The 20141-nt window shown below is 61.8% G+C and carries 23 protein-coding genes and 1 pseudogene; 16 read left to right on the top strand and 8 right to left on the bottom strand.

Annotated elements, in window-relative coordinates; translation table 11 throughout:
- Positions 1 to 35: 35 nt before the first annotated feature.
- Positions 36 to 926: a DMT family transporter gene (locus KZJ38_RS11560; protein ID WP_246641437.1), complete on the top strand. Its 891-nt coding sequence runs from the start codon at positions 36 to 38 to the stop codon at positions 924 to 926.
- Between the two features lie 317 nt (positions 927 to 1243).
- On the opposite strand, the gene KZJ38_RS11555 is transcribed toward KZJ38_RS11560, so the two are convergent.
- Positions 1244 to 2365 (bottom strand): sensor histidine kinase, encoded by a 1122-nt coding sequence (locus tag KZJ38_RS11555; RefSeq protein ID WP_219796043.1) that lies wholly within the window; start codon positions 2363 to 2365, stop codon positions 1244 to 1246.
- Between the two features lie 308 nt (positions 2366 to 2673).
- Between KZJ38_RS11555 and KZJ38_RS37120 the strand changes: the two genes are divergently transcribed.
- From KZJ38_RS37120 to KZJ38_RS11540, 3 genes are read left to right on the top strand one after another with little or no spacing between them, the layout of a single operon-like run.
- Positions 2674 to 2898, top strand: coding sequence for a type II toxin-antitoxin system ParD family antitoxin (locus KZJ38_RS37120; RefSeq protein ID WP_219796042.1), 225 nt, complete (start codon positions 2674 to 2676; stop codon positions 2896 to 2898).
- Positions 2895 to 6035, top strand: coding sequence for a CheR family methyltransferase (locus KZJ38_RS11545; RefSeq protein ID WP_219796041.1), 3141 nt, complete (start codon positions 2895 to 2897; stop codon positions 6033 to 6035). Before KZJ38_RS37120 ends, KZJ38_RS11545 begins: the two co-directional genes overlap by 4 nt.
- Before the next feature lie 11 nt (positions 6036 to 6046).
- Positions 6047 to 6424 carry a response regulator gene (locus KZJ38_RS11540; protein ID WP_219796040.1) on the top strand — a complete coding sequence of 126 codons (378 nt, stop codon included), beginning with the start codon at positions 6047 to 6049 and terminating at the stop codon, positions 6422 to 6424.
- Between the two features lie 183 nt (positions 6425 to 6607).
- On the opposite strand, the pseudogene KZJ38_RS11535 reads toward KZJ38_RS11540, so the two are convergent.
- From KZJ38_RS11535 to KZJ38_RS11520, 4 genes and pseudogenes are all read right to left on the bottom strand, one after another.
- Positions 6608 to 6984 (bottom strand): annotated as a pseudogene (locus KZJ38_RS11535) (CopG family transcriptional regulator).
- A 149-nt stretch (positions 6985 to 7133) separates the two neighbouring features.
- Positions 7134 to 7334: a hypothetical protein gene (locus KZJ38_RS11530; RefSeq protein WP_425518244.1), complete on the bottom strand. Its 201-nt coding sequence runs from the start codon at positions 7332 to 7334 to the stop codon at positions 7134 to 7136.
- A 518-nt stretch (positions 7335 to 7852) separates the two neighbouring features.
- On the bottom strand, positions 7853 to 8260 hold the full coding sequence (locus tag KZJ38_RS11525) for an Hsp20/alpha crystallin family protein (protein ID WP_219796038.1): 408 nt from the start codon (positions 8258 to 8260) through the stop codon (positions 7853 to 7855).
- 12 nt (positions 8261 to 8272) lie between these two features.
- On the bottom strand, positions 8273 to 8710 hold the full coding sequence (locus KZJ38_RS11520; protein WP_219796037.1) for an Hsp20/alpha crystallin family protein: 438 nt from the start codon (positions 8708 to 8710) through the stop codon (positions 8273 to 8275).
- Positions 8711 to 8968: 258 nt separating this feature from the next.
- Here KZJ38_RS11520 and KZJ38_RS11515 point away from each other — a divergent pair, with 258 nt between their 5' ends.
- Positions 8969 to 9352, top strand: coding sequence for a hypothetical protein (locus KZJ38_RS11515; protein WP_219796036.1), 384 nt, complete (start codon positions 8969 to 8971; stop codon positions 9350 to 9352).
- 96 nt (positions 9353 to 9448) lie between these two features.
- Here the strand turns inward: KZJ38_RS11515 and KZJ38_RS11510 are convergent, their stop codons facing one another.
- Both KZJ38_RS11510 and KZJ38_RS11505 read right to left on the bottom strand, forming a co-directional pair.
- Positions 9449 to 9943, bottom strand: a complete 495-nt coding sequence (locus KZJ38_RS11510; RefSeq protein ID WP_219796035.1) for a YciE/YciF ferroxidase family protein — start codon at positions 9941 to 9943, stop codon at positions 9449 to 9451.
- A gap of 50 nt (positions 9944 to 9993) precedes the next feature.
- Positions 9994 to 10902: a manganese catalase family protein gene (locus KZJ38_RS11505; RefSeq protein WP_219796034.1), complete on the bottom strand. Its 909-nt coding sequence runs from the start codon at positions 10900 to 10902 to the stop codon at positions 9994 to 9996.
- A gap of 191 nt (positions 10903 to 11093) precedes the next feature.
- On the opposite strand from KZJ38_RS11505, the gene KZJ38_RS11500 reads away from it, so the two are divergent.
- The 5 genes from KZJ38_RS11500 (at position 11094) to KZJ38_RS11480 (ending at position 13197) form a co-directional block, all read left to right on the top strand.
- Positions 11094 to 11315 (top strand): hypothetical protein, encoded by a 222-nt coding sequence (locus KZJ38_RS11500; protein ID WP_219796033.1) that lies wholly within the window; start codon positions 11094 to 11096, stop codon positions 11313 to 11315.
- 76 nt (positions 11316 to 11391) lie between these two features.
- Positions 11392 to 11673, top strand: a complete 282-nt coding sequence (locus tag KZJ38_RS11495; protein ID WP_219796032.1) for a hypothetical protein — start codon at positions 11392 to 11394, stop codon at positions 11671 to 11673.
- Entirely contained in the window at positions 11674 to 12207 is a 534-nt protein-coding gene (locus KZJ38_RS11490; RefSeq protein WP_219796031.1) for a response regulator, read from the top strand.
- 191 nt (positions 12208 to 12398) lie between these two features.
- Entirely contained in the window at positions 12399 to 12782 is a 384-nt protein-coding gene (locus tag KZJ38_RS11485; protein ID WP_219796030.1) for an ester cyclase, read from the top strand.
- A gap of 160 nt (positions 12783 to 12942) precedes the next feature.
- Positions 12943 to 13197 (top strand): hypothetical protein, encoded by a 255-nt coding sequence (locus KZJ38_RS11480; RefSeq protein ID WP_219796029.1) that lies wholly within the window; start codon positions 12943 to 12945, stop codon positions 13195 to 13197.
- A 219-nt stretch (positions 13198 to 13416) separates the two neighbouring features.
- Here KZJ38_RS11480 and KZJ38_RS11475 read toward each other — a convergent pair whose 3' ends face one another.
- Positions 13417 to 14010 (bottom strand): tyrosine-type recombinase/integrase, encoded by a 594-nt coding sequence (locus KZJ38_RS11475; protein ID WP_246641436.1) that lies wholly within the window; start codon positions 14008 to 14010, stop codon positions 13417 to 13419.
- Between the two features lie 319 nt (positions 14011 to 14329).
- On the opposite strand from KZJ38_RS11475, the gene KZJ38_RS11470 reads away from it, so the two are divergent.
- From KZJ38_RS11470 to KZJ38_RS11445, 6 genes are all read left to right on the top strand, one after another.
- On the top strand, positions 14330 to 15310 hold the full coding sequence (locus KZJ38_RS11470) for a chromate resistance protein ChrB domain-containing protein (RefSeq protein ID WP_219796028.1): 981 nt from the start codon (positions 14330 to 14332) through the stop codon (positions 15308 to 15310).
- The gene (locus tag KZJ38_RS11465; protein ID WP_219796027.1) at positions 15307 to 16494 is read left to right on the top strand and encodes a chromate transporter; all 1188 of its coding nucleotides are present in this window, start codon (positions 15307 to 15309) and stop codon (positions 16492 to 16494) included. Before KZJ38_RS11470 ends, KZJ38_RS11465 begins: the two co-directional genes overlap by 4 nt.
- A gap of 82 nt (positions 16495 to 16576) precedes the next feature.
- Positions 16577 to 17260, top strand: a complete 684-nt coding sequence (locus tag KZJ38_RS11460) for a superoxide dismutase (protein ID WP_246641435.1) — start codon at positions 16577 to 16579, stop codon at positions 17258 to 17260.
- 123 nt (positions 17261 to 17383) lie between these two features.
- On the top strand, positions 17384 to 17797 hold the full coding sequence (locus KZJ38_RS11455) for a hypothetical protein (protein WP_246641434.1): 414 nt from the start codon (positions 17384 to 17386) through the stop codon (positions 17795 to 17797).
- 33 nt (positions 17798 to 17830) lie between these two features.
- Positions 17831 to 19072 (top strand): MFS transporter, encoded by a 1242-nt coding sequence (locus KZJ38_RS11450; RefSeq protein ID WP_219796025.1) that lies wholly within the window; start codon positions 17831 to 17833, stop codon positions 19070 to 19072.
- Positions 19069 to 20109, top strand: coding sequence for a YncE family protein (locus KZJ38_RS11445; protein ID WP_219796024.1), 1041 nt, complete (start codon positions 19069 to 19071; stop codon positions 20107 to 20109). The genes KZJ38_RS11450 and KZJ38_RS11445 overlap by 4 nt, the downstream gene beginning before the upstream one ends.
- Positions 20110 to 20141 lie beyond the last annotated feature (32 nt).

Genomic DNA, 20141 nt, shown 5'->3' with positions numbered 1-20141 from the left:
AAGACCGTGCAGCCGGGACGACCACGCTTCGCAGTTTGGGCGCACTGCTGATTCTCGCGGTGATGTGGGGGCTATCGATCCCCGTGACCAAACTGGGGCTTGAGTCGCTGCCGCCACTGACGCTGACTGCGATGCGCTTTGCCATAGCCGTGCCGTTACTGCTCGTCTTCGCGGTAGGCCGGCATCCCTTACCGCGGTACGCATGGCCGCGCGTTGCCATGCTGGGGGTGCTGGGCATCGGCATCGGACAGGTTGCGCAGACTTTTGGTGTCACGGGCACTTCGGCGTCGGTCGGCACGATAATCTCCGCGACAATTCCAATTTTTATCGTGTTCTTTGCCGCGCTGCGCCTCAAGCAGCATGTATCCGGTTGGCAAAAGCTGGGGCTGCTCGCCGCATTTGCGGGCATCGCGTTGGTCGCGTTCGCCCGTGGGCACGGCGCAGCGACGATATCCGAGACCACTGCGGCCGGCGCATCTTGCGTGTTGCTGTCCGCGCTTGCGATTGCGTTCTATTACGTCTGGAGTGTCGAGCTCACGTCAGCATACGGCACTGCGACGGTAGCCGCCTGGAGTACGCTGTTCGGCTTCATTGCACTGCTGCCGTGGGCGCTCTGGGAGATGTGGCACGTTCCGTTTCACGTCACGACGCCGGGTGTATCAGCCGCAGTGTATCTCGGAGTGGTTGTGACTGTTGCCGGGCTGTTTCTCTGGCTCAACCTGCTGCGTATCGTTCCAGCGCGCGTTGCCGCGAGTGTTCAGTTCCTTCAGCCGGTCTTCGGGATCGCCGCTGCATCATTCATGTTCGGCGACAGACTTGGCCCGTCGTTCGTGCTCGGAGTGGCTCTCGTTCTCGCCGGACTCGCGCTCACGATGGCTTCCCGCAACGAAGAGGGTAACGGAGCCCAACGGAGCAACGTTCGCTAAAGCCAGCAAAGCGGACCTTCACACCCTTCAACTGCTGGCCGGCAGGTGTCTCATGCGATCGGCTCAGGACGACCCTGAGCGGTCTCTGCGAAACAGCCAGTGAACGCCCGATGTCTGCGTGAGAGCGGACATCGACACGAATCTCTCCCGCAAGGCCACGGCCTTTACCTATAGGGCGAAATTTGCGCCCCGGCTCCTGCATACCTGGACCCTGCGTCTATTGCGATCACGACGTGGCGACGTGCAAGCGACCGCGATGAATTAAATGCGGTCCCGCTGACGTCGGCCGCGGAAATGGAGCGCACAGCTCGCAAAACCTACGCGTCTTCGGGACGGCGCGGAAGGCGAACTGCGAATACCGTCCTGGCCTCGTCAGATCTCGCTTCGATGCTCCCGCCGTGAGCCTTCGCGATTTCGGCCGCGATGTAGAGTCCCAGCCCGAGGCCGCCCGAGTTGTTGTCCTCCTGGGGACCGCGCCTGAGAGGATGAAAAATCGTCTCGATCGTCCGCCGGTCAATGGCCGGCCCACTATTCGTCACCTCGATGAGTACCCCGGTTTGCTCGCCGGTCAACGCAACGCGCACGGGTGTCGCCTGATTCCCATATTTCAATGCGTTCGCTACCAGATTGGCGAGCAACTGTTGCAAGCGCACGCCATCCCAGCGACCTCGCCCATCCCCCGCTACATCCAGTTCGATCTGGCGGTCCGGGTGCGCCGCACGCAACTGGTCCACGGCGTCAGCGAACACATCTGTCAGATCGACATCGACAGGCGCGATGTTGATACCAAGACCGAGTTTGATGCGATTGAAATCGCAGAGATCATCGAGAAGCGACTGCATACGTGCGCCACTCCGGATCAGTCGCGCAGCGGCTTCCGTCACGTTCTCGCCCGCGTTGAGCGCGGCAAGATAGGCCGCAGTCATCTGAATCGTCTGCAGCGGGCTGCGCATGTCGTGCCCGAGCATACCCAGCAGGAGGTTGCGGGCCTGTTCGATCTGCTGGTTGAAAAAGTCAACGGACTCGGTGACGGCCTGATCGATGGCCTCGTTAAAGCGGATCATGTCATCGAGGTCTGACACTTCAGCCGCACTGCTGTCCAGCCACAAACGCAGAACGCTGGCGCGCAATGCGCGGTATTCCGCCGCCAGCTGATTGATGCTGAAACCGCCGCGCGCACGCAGCAATGCATGCGTCTGCGCGGCCGTCTCCGGCGCGTCGATCAGTTTCGGGGCTCTTCCCAGCGACTTCTCGCGCTGTTCGTCGCGAGTCTGAGGGCTCGAGATGTCTTTTGCTACCGCCTGCAGAATCTGTTGCGCGTGGTCGCGCAAGGCCGGGCGGTCCATGTTTCGGGCCGCCGGTTGCAGCGTCGCGGCAAAAGCTTCCCATTGCGCAAGAATCTCTTCCATGCGCAGCACGATGAAGTTCGCCAGTCGCATGTTCTTTCCCCGAAGAAACGACGAAGTACGCGAATGTGTATCCGGTCCAGGTCGATCTTACCCGCAATGCGAAGGCGCAGTCTGCCTTACCGCCTATAACCGTTCGCGAATTCCGTCGTGATAAGGCTGGTTATCGCCGCAGGATCCGGCGAACGCCTGCAAACGGTTCGAACGCTGGATCCTCGTCGATGGCGTCAATGCAGCCGTGATTCACAATAAACGGTCACGCGCGGTGCCGCATGAAAAGGCCCGCATGACCTGTATAACAAGGGTAGTATAAAAACGTACCCTTTCTTTTCGAGGCAGCCATGCCCAGCAAGCACGCTTTGAGCGTCAGCCTGACGGAACGTCTCGCTTCTTTCGTCAGAACGGAAATCGCTGAAGGTCGATACAGCACGGCCAGCGAGGTCGTGCGCGCAGGGCTCCGGCTGCTGGAACAGCAAACGACGCATCCAAGACAGGACAGCAGTAGCGATGGAAAGCGCGGCGCACGCTCTACGCGGAGATCCGCGATAACGCGGGAAAAAGCATGACACCGAACAACGACTTTCCAATCGTAGGGCTCGGGGCTTCCGCAGGCGGGGTCGAGGCACTGGAAGGTTTTTTTCGCGGCATGCCCGAAAACCCCGGCATCGCGTGCGTGATCATTACCCACTTGAGCCCTGATCGGGAGAGCATGCTTCCCGAGATCGTCTCGCGCTTCACCGCGATGCCGGTGCATGCCATTGCCAATGGCACGCCCATCAAGGTCAATAACGTGTACCTGTTGCCGACAGACGCCGTGGTGAGTGTCTCGAACCGCGTACTTCATGTTCAGGCGCAGGACAGACAGCGGCGGGAACGCAAGCCGGTCGATCTTTTCTTTAGCGCGCTTGCGGTCGATGCCGGTGAGCTGTCCGCCGGCGTCATCCTCTCGGGAGGCGATTCCGACGGCACCCTTGGCATCAAGGCCATCAAGGAACGCGGCGGACTGACGCTCGCCCAGGCGACCGACGGGTTCGGTCCGCTCCACGCAGACATGCCCAACAGCGCGATTTCTACCGGGCTGGTTGATCTCGCAATCCCCGTAGGGGAGATGGGAGCGAAGCTTGCCAGCTTCGCAGCGGGTGTATTCATGCTCGACGGACTGGTCGGGGAAGCCGATGAAGCTGCCACGGCGACGAAGTATGACGAGGCGCGCGAAGCAATCTATTCAATCCTGCGTAACCAGGTCGGACACGACTTCGGCGGCTACAAGGTCAAGACTTTCCTGCGTCGCGTGCAGCGACGCATGCAGGTTGTGGAACTCAAAACCCCTGAAGCGTATGTGGCGCGTCTGGCGGCCGATGCGGGGGAAGTAACCGCACTTTTTCGAGACCTCCTCATCAACGTTACGAGCTTCTTCCGCGACGCACAAGCCTTCGAAAACCTTGCGGATGTTGTACTGCCAAAACTGTTCGAGGGACGCGGGGCCGACGATACGGTGCGCGTGTGGGTGCCTGGTTGCGCAACGGGCGAGGAAGTCTATTCGATCGCCATGCTTCTGCGCGAGCACATCGACGAGCGCGCCGCTGCGCCACGCGTGCAGATCTTTGCCACTGACATCGACGAAGGTGCGCTCGCAGTCGCACGTGCCGCGCGATATCCGCTACCGCTACTCGAAGGCGTGTCGGAAGAGCGGCGGCGCAGGTTTTTTGTTTCAGACGGCAGCAGCTACACCCTGACCAAGGAAGTACGCGACCTGTGCATCTTCTCCCCGCATAGCGTCATTCGCGACCCACCTTTCTCGCGCATCGACCTGGTCTCCTGCCGCAACCTTCTTATCTACTTCGGTACCGAGATCCAGAATCAGGTCATCCCGACATTCCACTATGCGCTTCGGCCTGACGGTTACCTCTTTCTCGGCACCTCCGAGAACGTCAGCCAGTTCGACGAGCTTTTCGTTCCTGTCGAAAAGAAGTATCGGACTTTCCGGCGCCGCGCCGACGTTGCGCCGCAGCTTCGTGTGCCACTGGCCGTGTCAGCCCTGAAGGTCGGCAACGTGACCGGGATCGCGCCCGGCCGGCCGACGTTAGGTGGCGCGGCGCTGCGCCACGCGGTCAACCACCAGATTCTTGAGCGCTTCACGCCGCCTCACGTGCTTGTCACCCGGGACGGCGACGTGGTGTATTACTCGGGACGTACGGGCAAGTATCTGGAGGCGGCGCCCGGCGTGCCCACCCGGCAGCTGTTCGCAATGGCCCGCAAAGGGCTCAGCCTGGATCTGCGATCGGTATTCCGGGAGGCTGTGGAGCTCGGCCGCCCGGTTACCCGCGATGGCGTAGTTGTCGAGGGTGAAGACGGTCGTGTACAGGTAGTGAGCCTGACGGTGGAACCGCTGAGCGAGCACACGCAGAGCGAGCGCATGTATCTCGTGGTCTTCGCGGACCAGGGACCCGTGCTGACCCGTGAGGAGGCGCTCGCGCGGGCGCAGGCGATGCACGACGGCACGGCGGAGCAGGTGGAAAAGGAATTGCGCGATACCCGCGAGCGGCTCCAGTCGATGATCGAGGAGTATGAGACAGCGCTTGAGGAACTGAAATCGTCGAACGAGGAACTCGTATCGGTCAACGAGGAACTGCAATCATCGAATGAAGAGCTGGAGGCATCGAAGGAAGAACTTGTCTCGCTCAACGAGGAATTGCACACGGTCAATCTGGAACTGAACGGCAAGATTGACGCGTTGGACCGGTCGAACAGCGATCTCCACAACCTGTTCGAGAGCACGGCGGTCGCCACGGTGTTTCTCGACCGCAACCTTGTAATCCGTTCATTCACACCGGCAATGGACGGCATTTTCCATATTCGTCCCGTCGATCGCGGCCGCCCCATCACGGAACTGGTCAGCCGTCTGGAAATGCCCGGGCTGGAGGCGGACATCGCGGCGGTCTTTGCCAGCAGTCAACCGCGGGAACTCCAAATCCGCAGCAAAGGCGGCATGGAACATTTTCTGGTGCGACTCGCCCCTTACCGGAATGGCGACGGCCGGACCGACGGCGTCGTCATGGCGTTCGTGGATGTGACGGGCATGGTAAATGCTGAAGAACGCCAGAACGTGCTCATCGCGGAGTTGCAACACCGCACTCGCAACCTGCTCGCGGTTATCCAGTCGATTGCGCAACAGACACTCGAGGGCGACCCTGCGCTCGAGACGTTCGGAAGTCGCCTCGCCGCCTTGGGACGCTTGCAGGGACTGATTGGCGAGGCGAACGGCCATCTGATTGACCTTTACGACATCGTGCGGCTCGAGTTCGAAGCGCTCGGCGTGGCGGACAGTGAGCGCATCGTGATAGATGGCCCGGTAGTGCCGCTCGGGTTTCGCAATGTCCAGACAATCGCTCTGGTCCTGCACGAACTGGCGACGAATGCCGTCAAGTACGGCGCTCTGAAGGACGAGGAGGCAAGACTGGAAGTGCGCTGGAAGATTCAATCTGGGCAGTCAGGCCAGGAGTCGCTCGTAATCGACTGGGTCGAAAGCGGCGTGCGTGCCGCGCCTGATGCGACCAAGACCGGATTTGGCCGCCAGCTGATCGAGAAAGCATTGAGATTCACACTGCACGCGAACACCAAACTGGCCTTCAATACTGACGGCGTGTCCTGTCACATCGAGATACCGATTCAGCCGGCCGGCGAAGCGGCCGGTCGCGCATAAAAAGGCGGGAGATGGCAACATCAGCCGATTTGCTTAAAGGACAGAGGATCATGGTAGTGGAGGACGACTACCTGGTCGCGCTCGCACTGACCGCCGTGCTTGAAGGCGCAGGCGCAAGCATTGTGGGACCAGTTTCTGCGGCGCGCGAAGCGGTTGCGCTCGTTGAGGAAGGCAAGGAGCAGATCGACGCAGCGATTCTCGACGTCGACCTCAACGGTGAAAAGTCATACTCCGTGGCGGACGCGCTTACGCGACGACACATCCCGTTCGTCTTCGCGACGGGATACGGGGCGAACGCGGTCGACGGCCGCTACCGCCACCATCCGCGTTGCCAGAAGCCGTTTGACCACGACCTCCTGTTCAAGGCACTGGCTGCATGCGGGCATTGATGCGGTCCATCGAGGGCGAGTGCCTTCGCCGCGCAGCGCGCGTTGTATTGCGGCCGTCGCTTCGGCAGGGCCGCGTGTACGCAACAAGGCCATCGCTTCGTGCATCGAGTTCAGGAATCCGTCATTCAGTTTCATGGTAGGGTCCCCGTGAGCAAAGTGGATGCCGGGTTGAGCGTCGTGTGGTTACCGGATACGGTCGGCGATCGCCGCCTTGACGGCAGGCGTCCTGTGAAATGCCCCCAGCACCGCGACACTTCCAATCGTTGCGCGCGCAAGTTCCGGTGAGACGTCAGCAGCAATGCTTGCCAGCCCGAGCACCTGGATATCGAGGCGCTCGTGCGCCGTGCGTACTGCCTTAAGGTCCTGTCTGGAAAAATGCTGCATGCCGAGCACGAGCGCGCGGCGTGTGACCGTCTCTGAACGACCTGAGCGTGTAGCGCGAGCTGATTGAGGATGGCCGTCCGGATCAGGTCGGTACGGTTCGAACAGAAGCCTTCTTCAACGAGAAGATCGAGCTGACCAAGGCTGCGTTGCAGCATATTTCCGCTGCGTGCTGACATCCCGCAGATTATCGGCTTGGGCGCGCAATGCAGGTGCATGCCGGCGATTGCTCCCAGCATCAAGCCAGTGCGTCATGAACCGACTGACAACTCCGCCCACGACGATATGAGCGGCACGCGTTGTCACGACCGGTTGTCGATCACTGGCATCAGAAACCGACGCCGATGCCGACACCGCCGCCAACGCTACCCCCGTTGAAACTGCTGCCGCCGACGCCGATCCCGATGCTTGTGCCCGGCGTGTAGTAGCCTGGACCGTAGCCGTACGCCGGGTCGCCATAGCCATAAGGCTGAGCAGCAACACAGCCTGTCATCGCGACCGCGACGGTCAATATTCCGATCAGCCTCATCACTGTCGCCTCCCATTCATGCTGGCTAAGGCCGGCATTCTGGTGCCACCCGATGAATTTGCGTGGCGTGCCAGCTACCAGCATACCGTGGAACAACCATTGCGCAACACGGTATGCATCCCTAACTGGAGCAGGACATTATGGACGTACATTGCCTGCCTTATCGCGGGCTGGGCGTGCTCGTACGCATTAACAAGCACAAGTGCGCTTCCGTCAATGGATCAGAACCGCGCTATGGCGTTTCGTGGTTTCTCCATAAAGAGGGCCCCTTTGTTTCCGCGAACGTCATCGCCAGCTCCACCGAGCCGGTGAACTTTGTCTCCGCGGAGGAGGCCGCCCGCTTCGCCGAACAGCGAGCACATTCGTTCGCAGATTGCACTTTCGTTGCCCGGGAGCGCGTGTGATCATGGATCGCGGCGAACCGGTCTGGTCGAAGACAAAGCCCGTCCGTCATCACGCAATGCGCCCGCTGCCGCGCCGCGAAGCCCGGCAGCCGGAATGCCCCGCTGGCGCGGCGCTTATCCCAGGCGCACCTCGATGCGCCGCGGCTTCGCCTCGTCGCGGCGTGGAATGGTCAGCTTGAGCACACCGTCCTTCAGAACCGCGTCGATTCTCGACGTATCAAAGTCTTCGCTGACCGTGAACCGGCGCGAGAAATACGGCGCCCGTATTTCCGCGTGCGACAGCCGCAGGTCCGGCGTCACCGGTACCACGGATTCCGCATCGATCGTCAGGCTGCCGTCGTGAACCCTGATGTCGAGCCTGTCTTTTTGCACGCCCGGCAGGTCGGCCCACACCGTAACAGAATGTGCGTCCTCGACGATATCGACAGCCGGCATCAGCGTGACGCGGCGTCGTGCTTCGTCCGGTTCCGCGCGCGTCATTGCGTTCGGGTCGTGCTGGGTGATCTGGGTGTTGTCGCTCATGATGTCACCTCTTCATTCAACGGTAATGGCACGGGGCTTCGACGCCTCGCGCTTGCCCACGGTAATCAGCAGGCACCCATCCACGTAGCGCGCCTGCACCTTGTCGGGATCGGCCTGTTGCGGCAGTTCGATTACCCGCCGGAAGCTGCCGTTGAAGCGCTCCTGCGCGTACTGACGCGTGCCTTCCGGCAAGGGCTGCCGTGTGGACCGCTCGCCGGCAATCGACAGCAGGCCCTTGTCGATAGAGATATCGAGTTTCGCGGGATCGACGCCAGGCGCGAACGCCACGATCTCGATCGTGCTGTCGGTCGTGCCGACGTTGATGTGAGGAAAGGTGCCCATCCGGCTTGAACGAAGGCTGGAAGGAAAGCCTTCGAAGAGGCCCGACATCTGCCGCTGCAGCCGGTCGAGCTCGCCAAACAGGTCGGTTCGAAAATAGAGATCACTCATGGTTGCTTGCTCCTCTGACGGCGGGGAGACGAACCGGCGTACGCGCTTCAGTCCGGTTGTCCCCGTGCCACGGACAATCAAGGGTTGAAACACACAGCGTTCATGTGCGGGAGCACTGCCGAACGGCTGCCTGAGCGTTACGGAAAATATGAGGGGTCACCGGGATTTCAAGGGGGGCACCAGACTGAAAAATTCGCCCTTGAAATTGCGTCGGCGGTCCATACACTAGCGCTCGAAAAAACAGCACGGAGCGACGCCATGGAATTCGACACGGGCTGGAAAACGTTGGGCAGACATCGGATCAGGTTGCGTTCAACGAAAGGCTTTCCGACCAGGGTGATGCGGCGGCTGGCCGACGTGACACGCCTTGCGATCGACAACAACATGAGCGCGCGTGCGCGCATCGTCGATATCGTGTTCCGGCTGGAAAGGGCTTATGACATCACGGTCGGAACGACACTGGCGGAAGACCGGCTGTGTGCGCCACAACTGGAGAGCGCGATTGCCACAGTCATGGGCCTGCTGCCCGACCAGGTCAACGTTGACGTGCAGGTCGTCACGCAGGAGGAAGTTGACCTGAACTTTGGCGTGTACGAACGAGCGCTTGCCGAAAAACTCGGAGTAATACCGCCACTCCAGTAAAGCTGCCTGAGGCGAGACACCGGCGAAGCGGGCAGCACGCGCCCGCTTCGCCGCTTGGCTGTCGCCGTTTGGCCGGGCGATGCCTGTCGTACTTCACTACCTGCCCAGCGCTTCCGCGGCAATCTTTTCTTCAGCCAGCAGCGTCAGCTTCTCGTCGGTGGCCTTTTCTTCCTTGAGCGTCTGGAGCAGCAGCGTGACCGCGTGCGTTTCACCGAGCTGTTTGGCCAGCGCGATCAGCGATCCGTAGGCGGCAATTTCGTAGTGCTCGACCTTTTGTGCCGCCGCAATCAGGGCGGCGTCCAGCACTGGACCTTTTTCGATTTCGTCGATCTGCTCCTGGCCTTCCTCAATCAGGCCTTCCATCGCCACGCATTTGACGCGCTTGAGGCGGATCCCGCAGCTTTCCACCACCTGATCTATCCGTTCGATCTGACCTTGGGTTTCTTCCAGATGAGTGATGAACGCCGCACTCAGATCGGCGTGGCTCGCGGCGCGGGAAAGTTTGGGCAGCGACCTGGTCATCTGCTTTTCCGCACTGTAAATGTCGGAAAGCGAATGAACAAAAAGGTCGTTGATTGATTTGACTGTCATGATGGGTTCCATTGAAGAATAGGGTGAGGCGGTAACCGGCGGTCCGGTCTCTAACGTTTCGGTGCGGGTGCGTCAGCCTCTTCGACGCCGACGCCTGCCGGATCGCTGCCCAGTTCCGCACCAGTTGCCGGATCGCTCGACGGGTCCGATTGCAGCCGCCCGGACATCTCCGTGAGCGCCGACTCTTCCGCGGCATCGAGGCCAACCCATGCATTGCCGTCGCCACCGTCCACCGCCGGTTCGCCCTGCTGCATCGACAGCCCGGTGCCGCTGTTCCACGGCGCCTGCACGACATCGCCACCGTGCGACATCTTGAAGTAGGTGCTCGGGAATTCCGGTATCGGGGGCGCCTTGCCCGGCGGGAAGTTGGGCGTAATCGCATACAGCGCCTTCTCAAAGGACTTCTGATGCGCGACCTCGCGGGTCATCAGAAACCCCAGCGCATCGCGGATGCCCGCGTCGTCAGTCACGTTGATCAATCGTTCGTAGACGATTTTCGCGCGGGCCTCCGCGGCAATGTTCGAGCGCAGGTCGGCGGTCGGCTCGCCGATCGTGTCAATGTACGCGGCGCTCCACGGCACGCCGCCTGAGTTGGTGAGCGGCGGCCCACCGCCGTACAGGAGTTGCGTCACATGGCTGTCGTTGCCTGGGCCATTGAGTTTGCGGTAGAGCTCCGCCTGACCGTCCACCGCTTCGGCCAGTTCTCCTTTCGCGCCGCGGTTAAGCATCGCGACGAGGCAACCGATGATCTCAAGGTGACTGAGTTCCTCGGTCGCAATGTCGTACAGCATGTCCTTGCGACCCGGGTCCTCCTCGGCCACTGCCTGGGTGAAATAGCGCATGGCGGCGGCGAGTTCGCCTTGTGGTCCGCCGAACTGTTCGAGCATCAGGTTCGCGAGTCCGGGATTCGTTGCGCTGACGCGCACCGTGTATTGCAACCGTCTGTTGTGCATGAACATGAGAGCCTCCCTCTGGTTGGGCAACGACATCGCGCATGGCCTGTGCCTGAAACGGGCCCTTGGTCGACTCGCGCGTGCTTCATCGCGGGTCAGCAAATGCAACCGACGACCTCATGCCGGCGCGCCGCGCTGGCCGTCTGCGGCACGGCGATTGCGGTTATGGAGATGCCTTTAACCGAGCGAGGTGAGCCATGGCAACGCAACGTGATATGCAACGCACTCCTGATGACCAGCCGGGCGCGGAAGACCAGCGCGAGGAAGACGACCTGCCCGTGACCGGGGTCGGAAACGGTGACGACGCAGATCTCCCCGGCACCGATCCGGACGACGATGTGCCGGACGAGGAAACGCCGGCGGAGCCGTCGCCTGGTGACGCCACTCCGGACAAACGGGCAACGCAGAATCGGCCGTAGACCGCAAGCCGCGCGCACCTGTTTGTACACGGGCAATGAAGGAAACTTGCAGGATGGGCAAGATCAGGGAGGACCTATGGATACCAGGAAGAAAGTGTACGGAGCGGTCATTGCATCGCTGATGTGTGCCGCGTTCGCGGGTGCGGCGTACGCAGAGGGTGCCGGCGGTGGCGGAGGAAACGGCGGTGGTGCGGGAGGTAGCGCCGGCCAGGGCGGGACCGGCATGAGTACGCCAAACGCCCACGGGACGACCGGCAGCACGTCGGGCTCGAAGGGCAACGACACGATGAAGTCGCAGTCGCGCACGGCTACGCCGACAAGGGGCGCTTCCGGCGCAGCTGCCTCGTCGGTGCAGTAGATGGCGCGGCTACTGGCAGTAGTAAAGAGCAACAAGCCGTCGGGAGCCCAAGCCGTGGCAAAGGTGTTACTGGTCGACGATGACGCCGAAAATCTTTTCGCGCTTCAAAATGCACTCGAAAGCGACGGCCACGAGGTGGCCGTCGCTGGCGACGTGTCCACGGCAATGGTTATCCTGGACGACGAATCCATCCAGTGCGTGGTGACCGACCTTGAAATGCCCGGGACTGACGGCGCACAGTTTTGCCGGCAGATCCGCACGCATCCTGTGCATCGCGACCTGCCCATCGTCATGCTCTCGGCCGCGCCCGAGCCTTTGGTCGATGGCGTCCGGTACTGGACGCATTTCATGCGCAAGCCGGCCAGTTTCGCACGGCTTGCGGTTGCCATTGCAGCCGAAGCCGGTACACGCTCCAATACGCGCTGCGCTTCGACGCCACGCCCGACGTCCGGCGTCCTCGCACGGGTTGCCCTACAGTGCCAGAATCCGTGCGCTGCGAGATGGCAGCCGGTGCACGCCCCGAGCTGGCCGTGACGAACGGGTTTCATCGAATTGCCGGTGACCGCATCAACTGCGCGACGACACCACGATAGAATGGGTTATCCGACGACGTCGTCGATGGCCCGCGTGGGCGTGACGTTTGCCCTTGCCTGGTAGCCGCCATCGCAATCGGGATACTGACAGCACGCGCGATTCCAACCCGTCTGGATTCCCAAGGGACCATCATGGCTGAAGTAAACCAGTCCGACGTTTATCGCGGTTTCATCGCCTGCCTGAACCGGCAGGACTGGTCGACGCTCGAACACTTTGTCGATGATCTGAGGTACAACGACAAACAGATCGGACTTTCGGGCTATCGCAAAATGATGACGCAGTTTTGCGATGAAATCCCGGATGTTTACTTTGAACTGGCAAAGCTCGTATCGCAGCCCCCTCTCCTCGCGAGCCGGCTGGTCTTTAACTGTACGCCAAGGGGCACTTTCCTTGGACTGCCCACGCGCGGAAAGCGCATCTCGTTTGCGGAGAATGCCATCTACGCCTTCCAGGACGACAGGATCCGCGAGGTATGGTCGGTACTCGACAAGACCTCTATTGACGCGCAGCTGTGACGTGCCGGCTGTCGACCACGACGTGGGCGTCACTCGTATCAGGTGTTGTCCAACAGACCAGACCGCCACACTGCTCACCGGAACTTCCCGAAACAGGCCAGCCTGGCACGTCAGATGCGCATTGGGCAGGCGTCATCACTTGCGTTTAACGGGGGGCGTCATGCGCCAGTCGTGCGAAGCCTATCGCGGGTACGCGATCGAAGTGCGGGTAGCGGTAAGCCGTGCCCTCTCGTTCAGTGGCATCCAGCGCCGTTACACGGTATGGTGGTCGGTCTGCGCGCGAGACGGTCTGCTCGCTACCGTGGAAAGCTTCCCCGAGCGTCTCGACTTCATTTCCCCAGACGGGGCTTTCGACTATGGAGAAAAGCGCGCACGGGCATTCATTGACTGCAAGCTGGCCTTCGAACCGGATTGACGGGGACGGGCGGCGGCACATTTCGCGGTGCGCTCATTTCGTTTGCAGCAGCTTCAGCACGCCGGGTACGGACTAACCGACAGGATGCCGACACGCCACGATGCAATACGACTTTGCGTTACCGGCCGGTAACAACCCCTTAACCGACGTTCGGATCGCAGGCGTAAGCGACCGCTCATGGCCGGACAGTACCCGGTTTACTGTCCGGCCGGGAGCGACTCAGACTTCGGTTTGCTCAGCCATTTCGAGCGCATCGTCTACCTCGATACCGAGATACCGGACTGTACTCTCGAGCCTCGTATGTCCAAGCAGCAACTGCACTGCCCTAAGATTTTTTGCGCGGCGGTAGATCAGCGAAACCTTCGTGCGCCTCATGGTGTGAGTGCCGTACGCCGTCTCGTCCAGTCCGATGGACCCGACCCATCGATGTACCAGCCGCGCGTATTGCCGCGTCGAGAGATGCGGCGATGAATGCACACGACTCGGGAAAGGATAGTCCGCGGATTTCAGTCCACGCGCCGCGATCCAGGCCTCGATGCTCTGCCTTGTTTGCTCGGTTATTTCAAACTGCACTGGCCGCTGTGTTTTTCGCTGCATGACTGTCGCGCGGGATGCAGCGTGACTTCCGTGACAGACGTCCTGCACGCGCAATCGCGTCAGGTCGCACGCCCGGAGTTTGCTATCGATCGCGAGGTTGAACATCGCCAGTTCGCGGACGTTCGATGACATCTGCAGCCGGGTGCGAATGGCCCAGATTTCGGGCAGCTTCAGCGGCGGTTTCTGTCCGGTGAGCTTGCCCTTATTCCAGGGCACACGACGACTAGTGAGGCAACTCTGCGTCTCCGTGACGATCTCCTTCCGGGTGGCGGGAGATTAAGTGTGCGCGTGTGCCAGTGGTCGCTGTTCGACACGAAGGGGACCGTCAATCAACGCACGCGAACGGCCCCTTCGCAAGTGGAAGCGGACGCCCGACGCATCAGTGTGAACAGCCTCACTAGTTCATGAACAATCGCTCAACGACCACGCCGCGCAAACCAGCGAAGTCCATCCTCTGAGCCGGCCGTGCGGAGCCGGTGAGGACGGGCAAAAAGTTAACTTGTAGATGACGCTACCGAGATGTAGCATCATCTACATGAGCCCCGTCCTGACCTGGTCACTCCTGATCCTTACGCTTCCCACCGAGAACGCGACGGCGCGCATGCGCTTCTGGCGCGCTCTAAAAGCAAAGGGCTGCGCCGTCCTGCGCGACGGCATCTATCTGCTGCCCTACAGCGAGGAGCGCGAAGGCGCGTTGCGCGAACTGACTGCCTCCATTGCCGATAGTGGCGGCAGCGCGTGGCTGCTGCGGGCACCGAGCCTCGATGCGTCGCAGGAGGCCGAATTCCGTGCCCTTTTCGACCGCGTCGACGAGTACGACGGGTTCATCCGCGCGCTTTCCGAGGCCCGCAAGACGGTGGCTGGCCAGACGGCGGCCGATCTGACGAAACTGCTGCGGCGCTTGCGCAAGGACTACGAGACGATCGTCACCATCGACTATTTCCCAGGCGAAACGGCCACACGCGCCGAAGTGGCTTGGCAGGACTTCGTCGCGCACGTCGACACGGTGCTGTCGCCTGGTGAACCGCACGCGGCGAATCGCGCTATTCGCTCACTGTCAGTCGCGGACTATCAGGGCCGCACGTGGGCGACCCGCCGGCGGATGTGGGTCGACCGCGTCGCCAGCGCTTGGCTTATCCGCCGCTTCATTGACCGCAACGCGCGCTTCATCTGGCTGACTTCACCCGACGCCTGCCCGGCCGATGCGCTGGGCTTCGATTTCGATGGCGCGGCTTTTACCCATGTGGACGAGCGCGTCACGTTTGAAGTCCTGCTTGCAAGCTTCGGTCTCGACAAGGACCCGGCGCTACTGCGCCTTGCCGCCATGGTCCACTCGCTGGACGTGGGTGGCGCGTCCGTGCCGGAAGCGACCGGTTTTGAGGCCATCATGGCCGGCGCCCGCGAGCGTGCAGCCGACGACGACGACCTGCTGGACGACATGAGCCGCGTGCTCGATTCCATGTACACGCACTTCGTGGCAAGCGAAAAATCCAGCGACACCGGAAAGCGCTCATGAGCACTGCGACGACTGCGACCGCGCCCGGCTATTCGCTTGGCCAGATGGCGATGTACATGCTGAAGCTCGGCACCTTCGGGTTTGGCGGCCCCGTGGCGCTCGTCGGATACATGCGTCGCGATCTCGTCGAAGCGCGCGGCTGGATTACCGACGCGGACTACCGCGAAGGTCTGGCGCTGGCGCAGATGATGCCCGGCCCACTCGCCGCGCAGCTCGGCATCTATCTTGGTTACGTGCATTACCGGATCGTGGGTGCAACGGTAGCCGGTCTCGCCTTCGTGCTGCCGTCGTTCCTGATGGTCGTCGCGCTCGGCTGGGCGTATGCGCACTTTGGCGGGCTGTCGTGGATGCAAGCGGTCTTTTATGGCGTAGGCGCAGCGGTCGTCGGCATCATTGCGATGAGCGCGTACAAGCTCACGACGAAGACCCTCGGCGCAGACAGGCTGCTGTGGGTGATCTACCTGACGCTGGCCGCCGTGACGGTCGTCACGGAATCGGAAATCGCGTGGCTGTTCATCGCGGGTGGTCTGGCTAACTGGTTGCGGAGAGCGCCACCGAAATGGTTAGGGAGGGGTGGGCTCAACGCCGCGGCGATCGCGCAGGCGCCCGCATTGAGCGGCATCGCAAGCGGGCTCGATCTGTCATTGCTCAGCCAGCTCGGTGTGTTCTTCGCAAAGGCAGGGGCATTCGTATTCGGCTCGGGCCTCGCGATCGTGCCATTCCTCTATGGGGGTGTCGTCACCGACCATCACTGGCTTAACGACAGACAGTTTGTCGACGCGGTGGCCGTCGCGATGATCACCCCGGGGCCTGTCGTCATCACGGTCGGCTTCATCGGTTACCTCGTCGCGGGATTTGCCGGCGCCTGCGTGGCCGCCTTGGGCACTTTCCTGCCCTGCTACCTGTTCACGGTGCTGCCTGCACCGTACTTCAAGAAGTACGGGCGGCTACCCGGCGTCAAAGCGTTCGTCGATGGCATAACGGCTGCGGCGGTCGGCGCAATCACAGGCTCAGTAGTCGTCATCGCGAAGCGCTCGGTCATCGACTGGCCGACCGCGCTGCTCGCGCTCGCAACCGTATTGCTGCTGTGGCGCTTCAGGAAGCTCCAGGAGCCCGTGATCGTCGTGGCAGCTGCCGTCGTTGGTCTTGTCGTCTATCCGCTTGTCCACCTGCACGCCCTGTGACCGGACGCGTGCGCGAATCTGTGAGGAACACATGGCAACACGTCGTACCTTTCTGCATAACTCTGCCGCGGTCGGCGCCGGGATGATGCTGGCTCAGGCACAAACGGTCTTCGCGGCAGACAGCGCCGTCTACACCGACAAGCTCGTGGATGCCGACGGCAAGTACGCAGCGGCACCCCTGCCATTCGACTACGGCGCGCTCGAACCGGTCATCGATGCGCGTACGGTTGAACTGCACTACACCTTTCACCACAAGCCGGCGGTGGTCGCGGCGAACAAGGCCGAAGACGCGCTGGCGAAGGCGCGCGATACCAACGATTTTGCGCTGGTGAAGTATTACGAGAAGGAACTCGCGTTCCAGCTCTCCAGCCACATTCTGCACACGATCTACTGGACCAGCATATCCGGCAAGGGCGGTGAGCCGAAGGGCGATCTCGCGAAGGCAATCGACCGGGACTTCGGCTCATACGCGAAGTTCAAGGCGCAGCTCGTCGCCGCGACGATCGCGGTCGAAGCTTCGGGATGGGGTGTCGTCGGTTTTCACCCGGCGACTGGCAAGCTCATGATCCTGCAGTGCGAGAACCACCAGAAGCTCACCGCCTGGGGCATCCAGCCGATCCTGGTCCTCGATGTCTTCGAGCATGCCTATTACCTCAAGCACCAGAACCGCCGCAACGAGTACGTCAACCAGCTGTTCAGTATCGTCAACTGGGACAACGCGGCGCTCCGGCTGCAGGCGGCGATGCCGTCGCGCCGGACCGCATGAGATGTATGCGACGACGTCATTCGATAGAGAGACCGCCGAAGCAAGGAGAGCACTGTGAGATGGCTGACACGATCCGGGCTGCTCGCTGCTGTCAGTACTAGCAGTGTCCAATGGGTCGTCCCCATGCGCCTGACATTTGGCTTGCTGCTCCTCTTTCCGCTTGATGGCGGTATCGGGCAGGTGCTTACCGTATCGCAAACGGTGGCGCAGTGCGCATGGATTGGCAGCGCACTGCGTGCCGTCGAGATCGTCGCGGGCATCAGTTTTCTTGCCGGGCTTGGCATCAGGCTGGCTGCCTGCCCGGCCGTCATCATTTTCGGTCTGAGAGCGGTTGGGAATGCCGCGGGCTCCTTCGCTTGGCTGCGAGACTTCACGGACGGGTACATCGTCCCGCATGGAAACTGGGGCTACGGTGCGCTGTATCTCGGCACCGCGCTGCTGCTCGACGATCTGATCGGTACCGGCAGCGGCCGATGGTCGGTGGACTACTGGCTGTCCCGGAAGCTAGGGGTGAAACAGATGCATTCGCAACGTTGACAGAAACTGTCACCCACGCCTGAGTACACAGCGATGATCCCCTTCCGCGCAGCGCTATCGATGTCGTTCCTGCCAGCGGGCGCCGAACGGAGTGCCTGGCTACTGCTCGCCGCACGCGGCATGCGCGGATTTTGCGACGGGTTTATCGCGGTCCTGCTGCCTGCGTATCTGCTGGCGCTTGGCTTCGGGCAGCTGACCGTGGGCGTCATCAGCACCGCTACGCTCGTCGGGTCGGCTATCGCAACGATTGTGGTTGGCCTGCTGGGTAATCGCTATCCGCAACGCGCACTGCTGCTCATTGCGGCGGGACTGATGGCGGCCACGGGTCTCGCATTTGCAAGTCTGTCGTCGCTATGGCCTCTGCTCGTGGTCGCTTTTGTCGGTACGCTTAACCCGAGTTCGGGCGATGTCAGCCTGTTTCTGCCGCTCGAGCATGCGCGCCTTGCCGAGGCGGCGAATTCCGACGCCCGGACCGCGCTGTTCGCCCGCTACAGTCTCGTGGGCGCGTTATCGGCCGCACTGGGCGCGCTTCTGGCCGGGGTGCCCGACTGGATTGCCGCCCGTTCCGTTGTTTCCACGCTCGCAGCAATGCGCGCCATGTTCGTCCTTTACGCGTTGACGGGCTGCGCGATCTGCCTGCTGTATCTGCGGCTGCCGAAGCTCAAATCGCGCGCAAAGGATGGGCGCGCACCGCTCGGTCCATCGCGCGGGATCGTGACGCGCCTGGCGCTGCTGTTCAGCGTCGACGCCTTTGCCGGTGGCCTGCTCGTCAACTCGCTGCTTACGCTGTGGCTGATCCAGCGGTTCGGTCTTTCGCTTTCTGCGGCTGGGCAGTTCTTCTTCATGGCCGGGCTGCTGAGCGCGGCCTCGCAGCTCGCCGCGGCGCCCATTGCCCGCCGCATCGGGCTGCTCAATACCATGGTCTTCACGCACATCCCATCGAGCGTGTGCCTGATCGCCGCCGCCTTCACGCCTTCACTCGCGCCGACACTGATGCTGCTGCTTCTGCGCAGTGCACTCTCGCAGCTCGACGTGCCAACCCGCAGTGCTTACGTGATGGCCGTCGTCACGCCGGCCGAGCGGCCGGCTGCTGCGAGCTTCACCGCTGTGCCCCGTAGCCTTGCGGCTGCGCTCGCGCCGACGATCGCCGGTGGCCTGCTGGGTGCGGGCTGGCTCGGTGCGCCACTGATCGCGTGTGGTGCGCTCAAGATTGCCTACGATCTTGCGCTGCTCGCTTCCTTTCGCCATATCAGGCCAGACGGAGGGTCATCATGAATCACGTGCGGGCGCGTCGGTCTTTTGCTGCACGGCTGATTGAGACGGCTTGCCTGTTCTCCGCTTCTGCTCTTTTAACCGGCTGTTTCGCGCAGGATTCGAACAGCCGGGCAACGGGCGCGTTGCCTCTGACTCACATCGCCGATGTCCCGCTGCCGGGACGCGCATCGCGGTTCGACTATGAGAGCTTTGATCCACGCCGGCATCTGCTGTTTATTGCGCATCTCGGCGACAGCGAAATTGTGGTGTTCGATACGCTCACCTCGCGCGTCGTTGCGCGCATACCGGAAATCGCGGCCGTGCACGGTGTGCTCATAGTGCCGGAATTGTCCCGCGTATTTGCATCAGCGACGGGAACGAACGAGATCGTCGCGATCGACGAACAGACCCTGAAGGAATTTGCGCGCACGCCCGGCGGCGTCTATCCGGACGGGATGGCCTACGCGCCGGATGCCCACAAGCTTTACGTCTCGGACGAGACGGGTGAAACCGAGACGGTGATCGATGTACTGACGAACAGGCGTGTCGCAACCATTCCGCTGGGCGGCGAAGCAGGCAATACGCAATACGACCCGGTCACGCGGCACATCTTCGTCAACGTGCAGACACGACGGCAACTGGTTGAAATCGACCCGGCCACCGATGGGATTGTGACTCGCACCGATCTGCCGGGCGCGAAGGGCAACCATGGTTTGCTCTTCGCCCCCGAACAACGCCTCGCGTTCATCGCATGCGAAGACAACGACAAGCTGCTGGTACTCGATATGCGCACGATGAAGGTTGCCGCGTCATTCGACGTTGGTGGCAATCCGGACGTCCTGGCGTTCGATCCGGGTCCGCGCCTGCTCTATGTAGCAGGTGAAAAAGGCGTCGTGTCGATGTTCAGCGTTGCCGGGTCAAAGGTCTCGAAGATCGGCGACGGCCGGGTCGGACCGAATGCGCACGTCGTCAACGTCGACGCGACAAAACATCGATCGTGGTTTCCGCTGAAGAGCGTCGACGGGCATCCGGTGCTGCGGATCATGGCGCCACGATAAAAGACAACTGTCAGCACGTTCGGGATCGCCAA

This window comes from Paraburkholderia edwinii (genome assembly GCF_019428685.1).
Classification (GTDB): Bacteria; Pseudomonadota; Gammaproteobacteria; order Burkholderiales; family Burkholderiaceae; genus Paraburkholderia; species Paraburkholderia edwinii.
This window is presented reverse-complemented; position numbering and strand designations above follow the sequence as displayed.

What these genes read in the sequence shown, in the direction of transcription:
- KZJ38_RS11555 (WP_219796043.1), bottom strand. Translation starts at nt 2,365, where the DNA reads ATGCGACTGGCGAACTTCATCGTGCTGCGCATGGAAGAGATTCTTGCG.
- KZJ38_RS37120 (WP_219796042.1), top strand. Translation starts at nt 2,674, where the DNA reads ATGCCCAGCAAGCACGCTTTGAGCGTCAGCCTGACGGAACGTCTCGCT.
- KZJ38_RS11545 (WP_219796041.1), top strand. Translation starts at nt 2,895, where the DNA reads ATGACACCGAACAACGACTTTCCAATCGTAGGGCTCGGGGCTTCCGCA.
- KZJ38_RS11540 (WP_219796040.1), top strand. Translation starts at nt 6,047, where the DNA reads ATGGCAACATCAGCCGATTTGCTTAAAGGACAGAGGATCATGGTAGTG.
- KZJ38_RS11530 (WP_425518244.1), bottom strand. Translation starts at nt 7,334, where the DNA reads ATGAGGCTGATCGGAATATTGACCGTCGCGGTCGCGATGACAGGCTGT.
- KZJ38_RS11525 (WP_219796038.1), bottom strand. Translation starts at nt 8,260, where the DNA reads ATGAGCGACAACACCCAGATCACCCAGCACGACCCGAACGCAATGACG.
- KZJ38_RS11520 (WP_219796037.1), bottom strand. Translation starts at nt 8,710, where the DNA reads ATGAGTGATCTCTATTTTCGAACCGACCTGTTTGGCGAGCTCGACCGG.
- KZJ38_RS11515 (WP_219796036.1), top strand. Translation starts at nt 8,969, where the DNA reads ATGGAATTCGACACGGGCTGGAAAACGTTGGGCAGACATCGGATCAGG.
- KZJ38_RS11510 (WP_219796035.1), bottom strand. Translation starts at nt 9,943, where the DNA reads ATGACAGTCAAATCAATCAACGACCTTTTTGTTCATTCGCTTTCCGAC.
- KZJ38_RS11505 (WP_219796034.1), bottom strand. Translation starts at nt 10,902, where the DNA reads ATGTTCATGCACAACAGACGGTTGCAATACACGGTGCGCGTCAGCGCA.
- KZJ38_RS11500 (WP_219796033.1), top strand. Translation starts at nt 11,094, where the DNA reads ATGGCAACGCAACGTGATATGCAACGCACTCCTGATGACCAGCCGGGC.
- KZJ38_RS11495 (WP_219796032.1), top strand. Translation starts at nt 11,392, where the DNA reads ATGGATACCAGGAAGAAAGTGTACGGAGCGGTCATTGCATCGCTGATG.
- KZJ38_RS11490 (WP_219796031.1), top strand. Translation starts at nt 11,674, where the DNA reads ATGGCGCGGCTACTGGCAGTAGTAAAGAGCAACAAGCCGTCGGGAGCC.
- KZJ38_RS11485 (WP_219796030.1), top strand. Translation starts at nt 12,399, where the DNA reads ATGGCTGAAGTAAACCAGTCCGACGTTTATCGCGGTTTCATCGCCTGC.
- KZJ38_RS11480 (WP_219796029.1), top strand. Translation starts at nt 12,943, where the DNA reads ATGCGCCAGTCGTGCGAAGCCTATCGCGGGTACGCGATCGAAGTGCGG.
- KZJ38_RS11470 (WP_219796028.1), top strand. Translation starts at nt 14,330, where the DNA reads ATGAGCCCCGTCCTGACCTGGTCACTCCTGATCCTTACGCTTCCCACC.
- KZJ38_RS11465 (WP_219796027.1), top strand. Translation starts at nt 15,307, where the DNA reads ATGAGCACTGCGACGACTGCGACCGCGCCCGGCTATTCGCTTGGCCAG.
- KZJ38_RS11460 (WP_246641435.1), top strand. Translation starts at nt 16,577, where the DNA reads ATGATGCTGGCTCAGGCACAAACGGTCTTCGCGGCAGACAGCGCCGTC.
- KZJ38_RS11455 (WP_246641434.1), top strand. Translation starts at nt 17,384, where the DNA reads ATGCGCCTGACATTTGGCTTGCTGCTCCTCTTTCCGCTTGATGGCGGT.
- KZJ38_RS11450 (WP_219796025.1), top strand. Translation starts at nt 17,831, where the DNA reads ATGATCCCCTTCCGCGCAGCGCTATCGATGTCGTTCCTGCCAGCGGGC.
- KZJ38_RS11445 (WP_219796024.1), top strand. Translation starts at nt 19,069, where the DNA reads ATGAATCACGTGCGGGCGCGTCGGTCTTTTGCTGCACGGCTGATTGAG.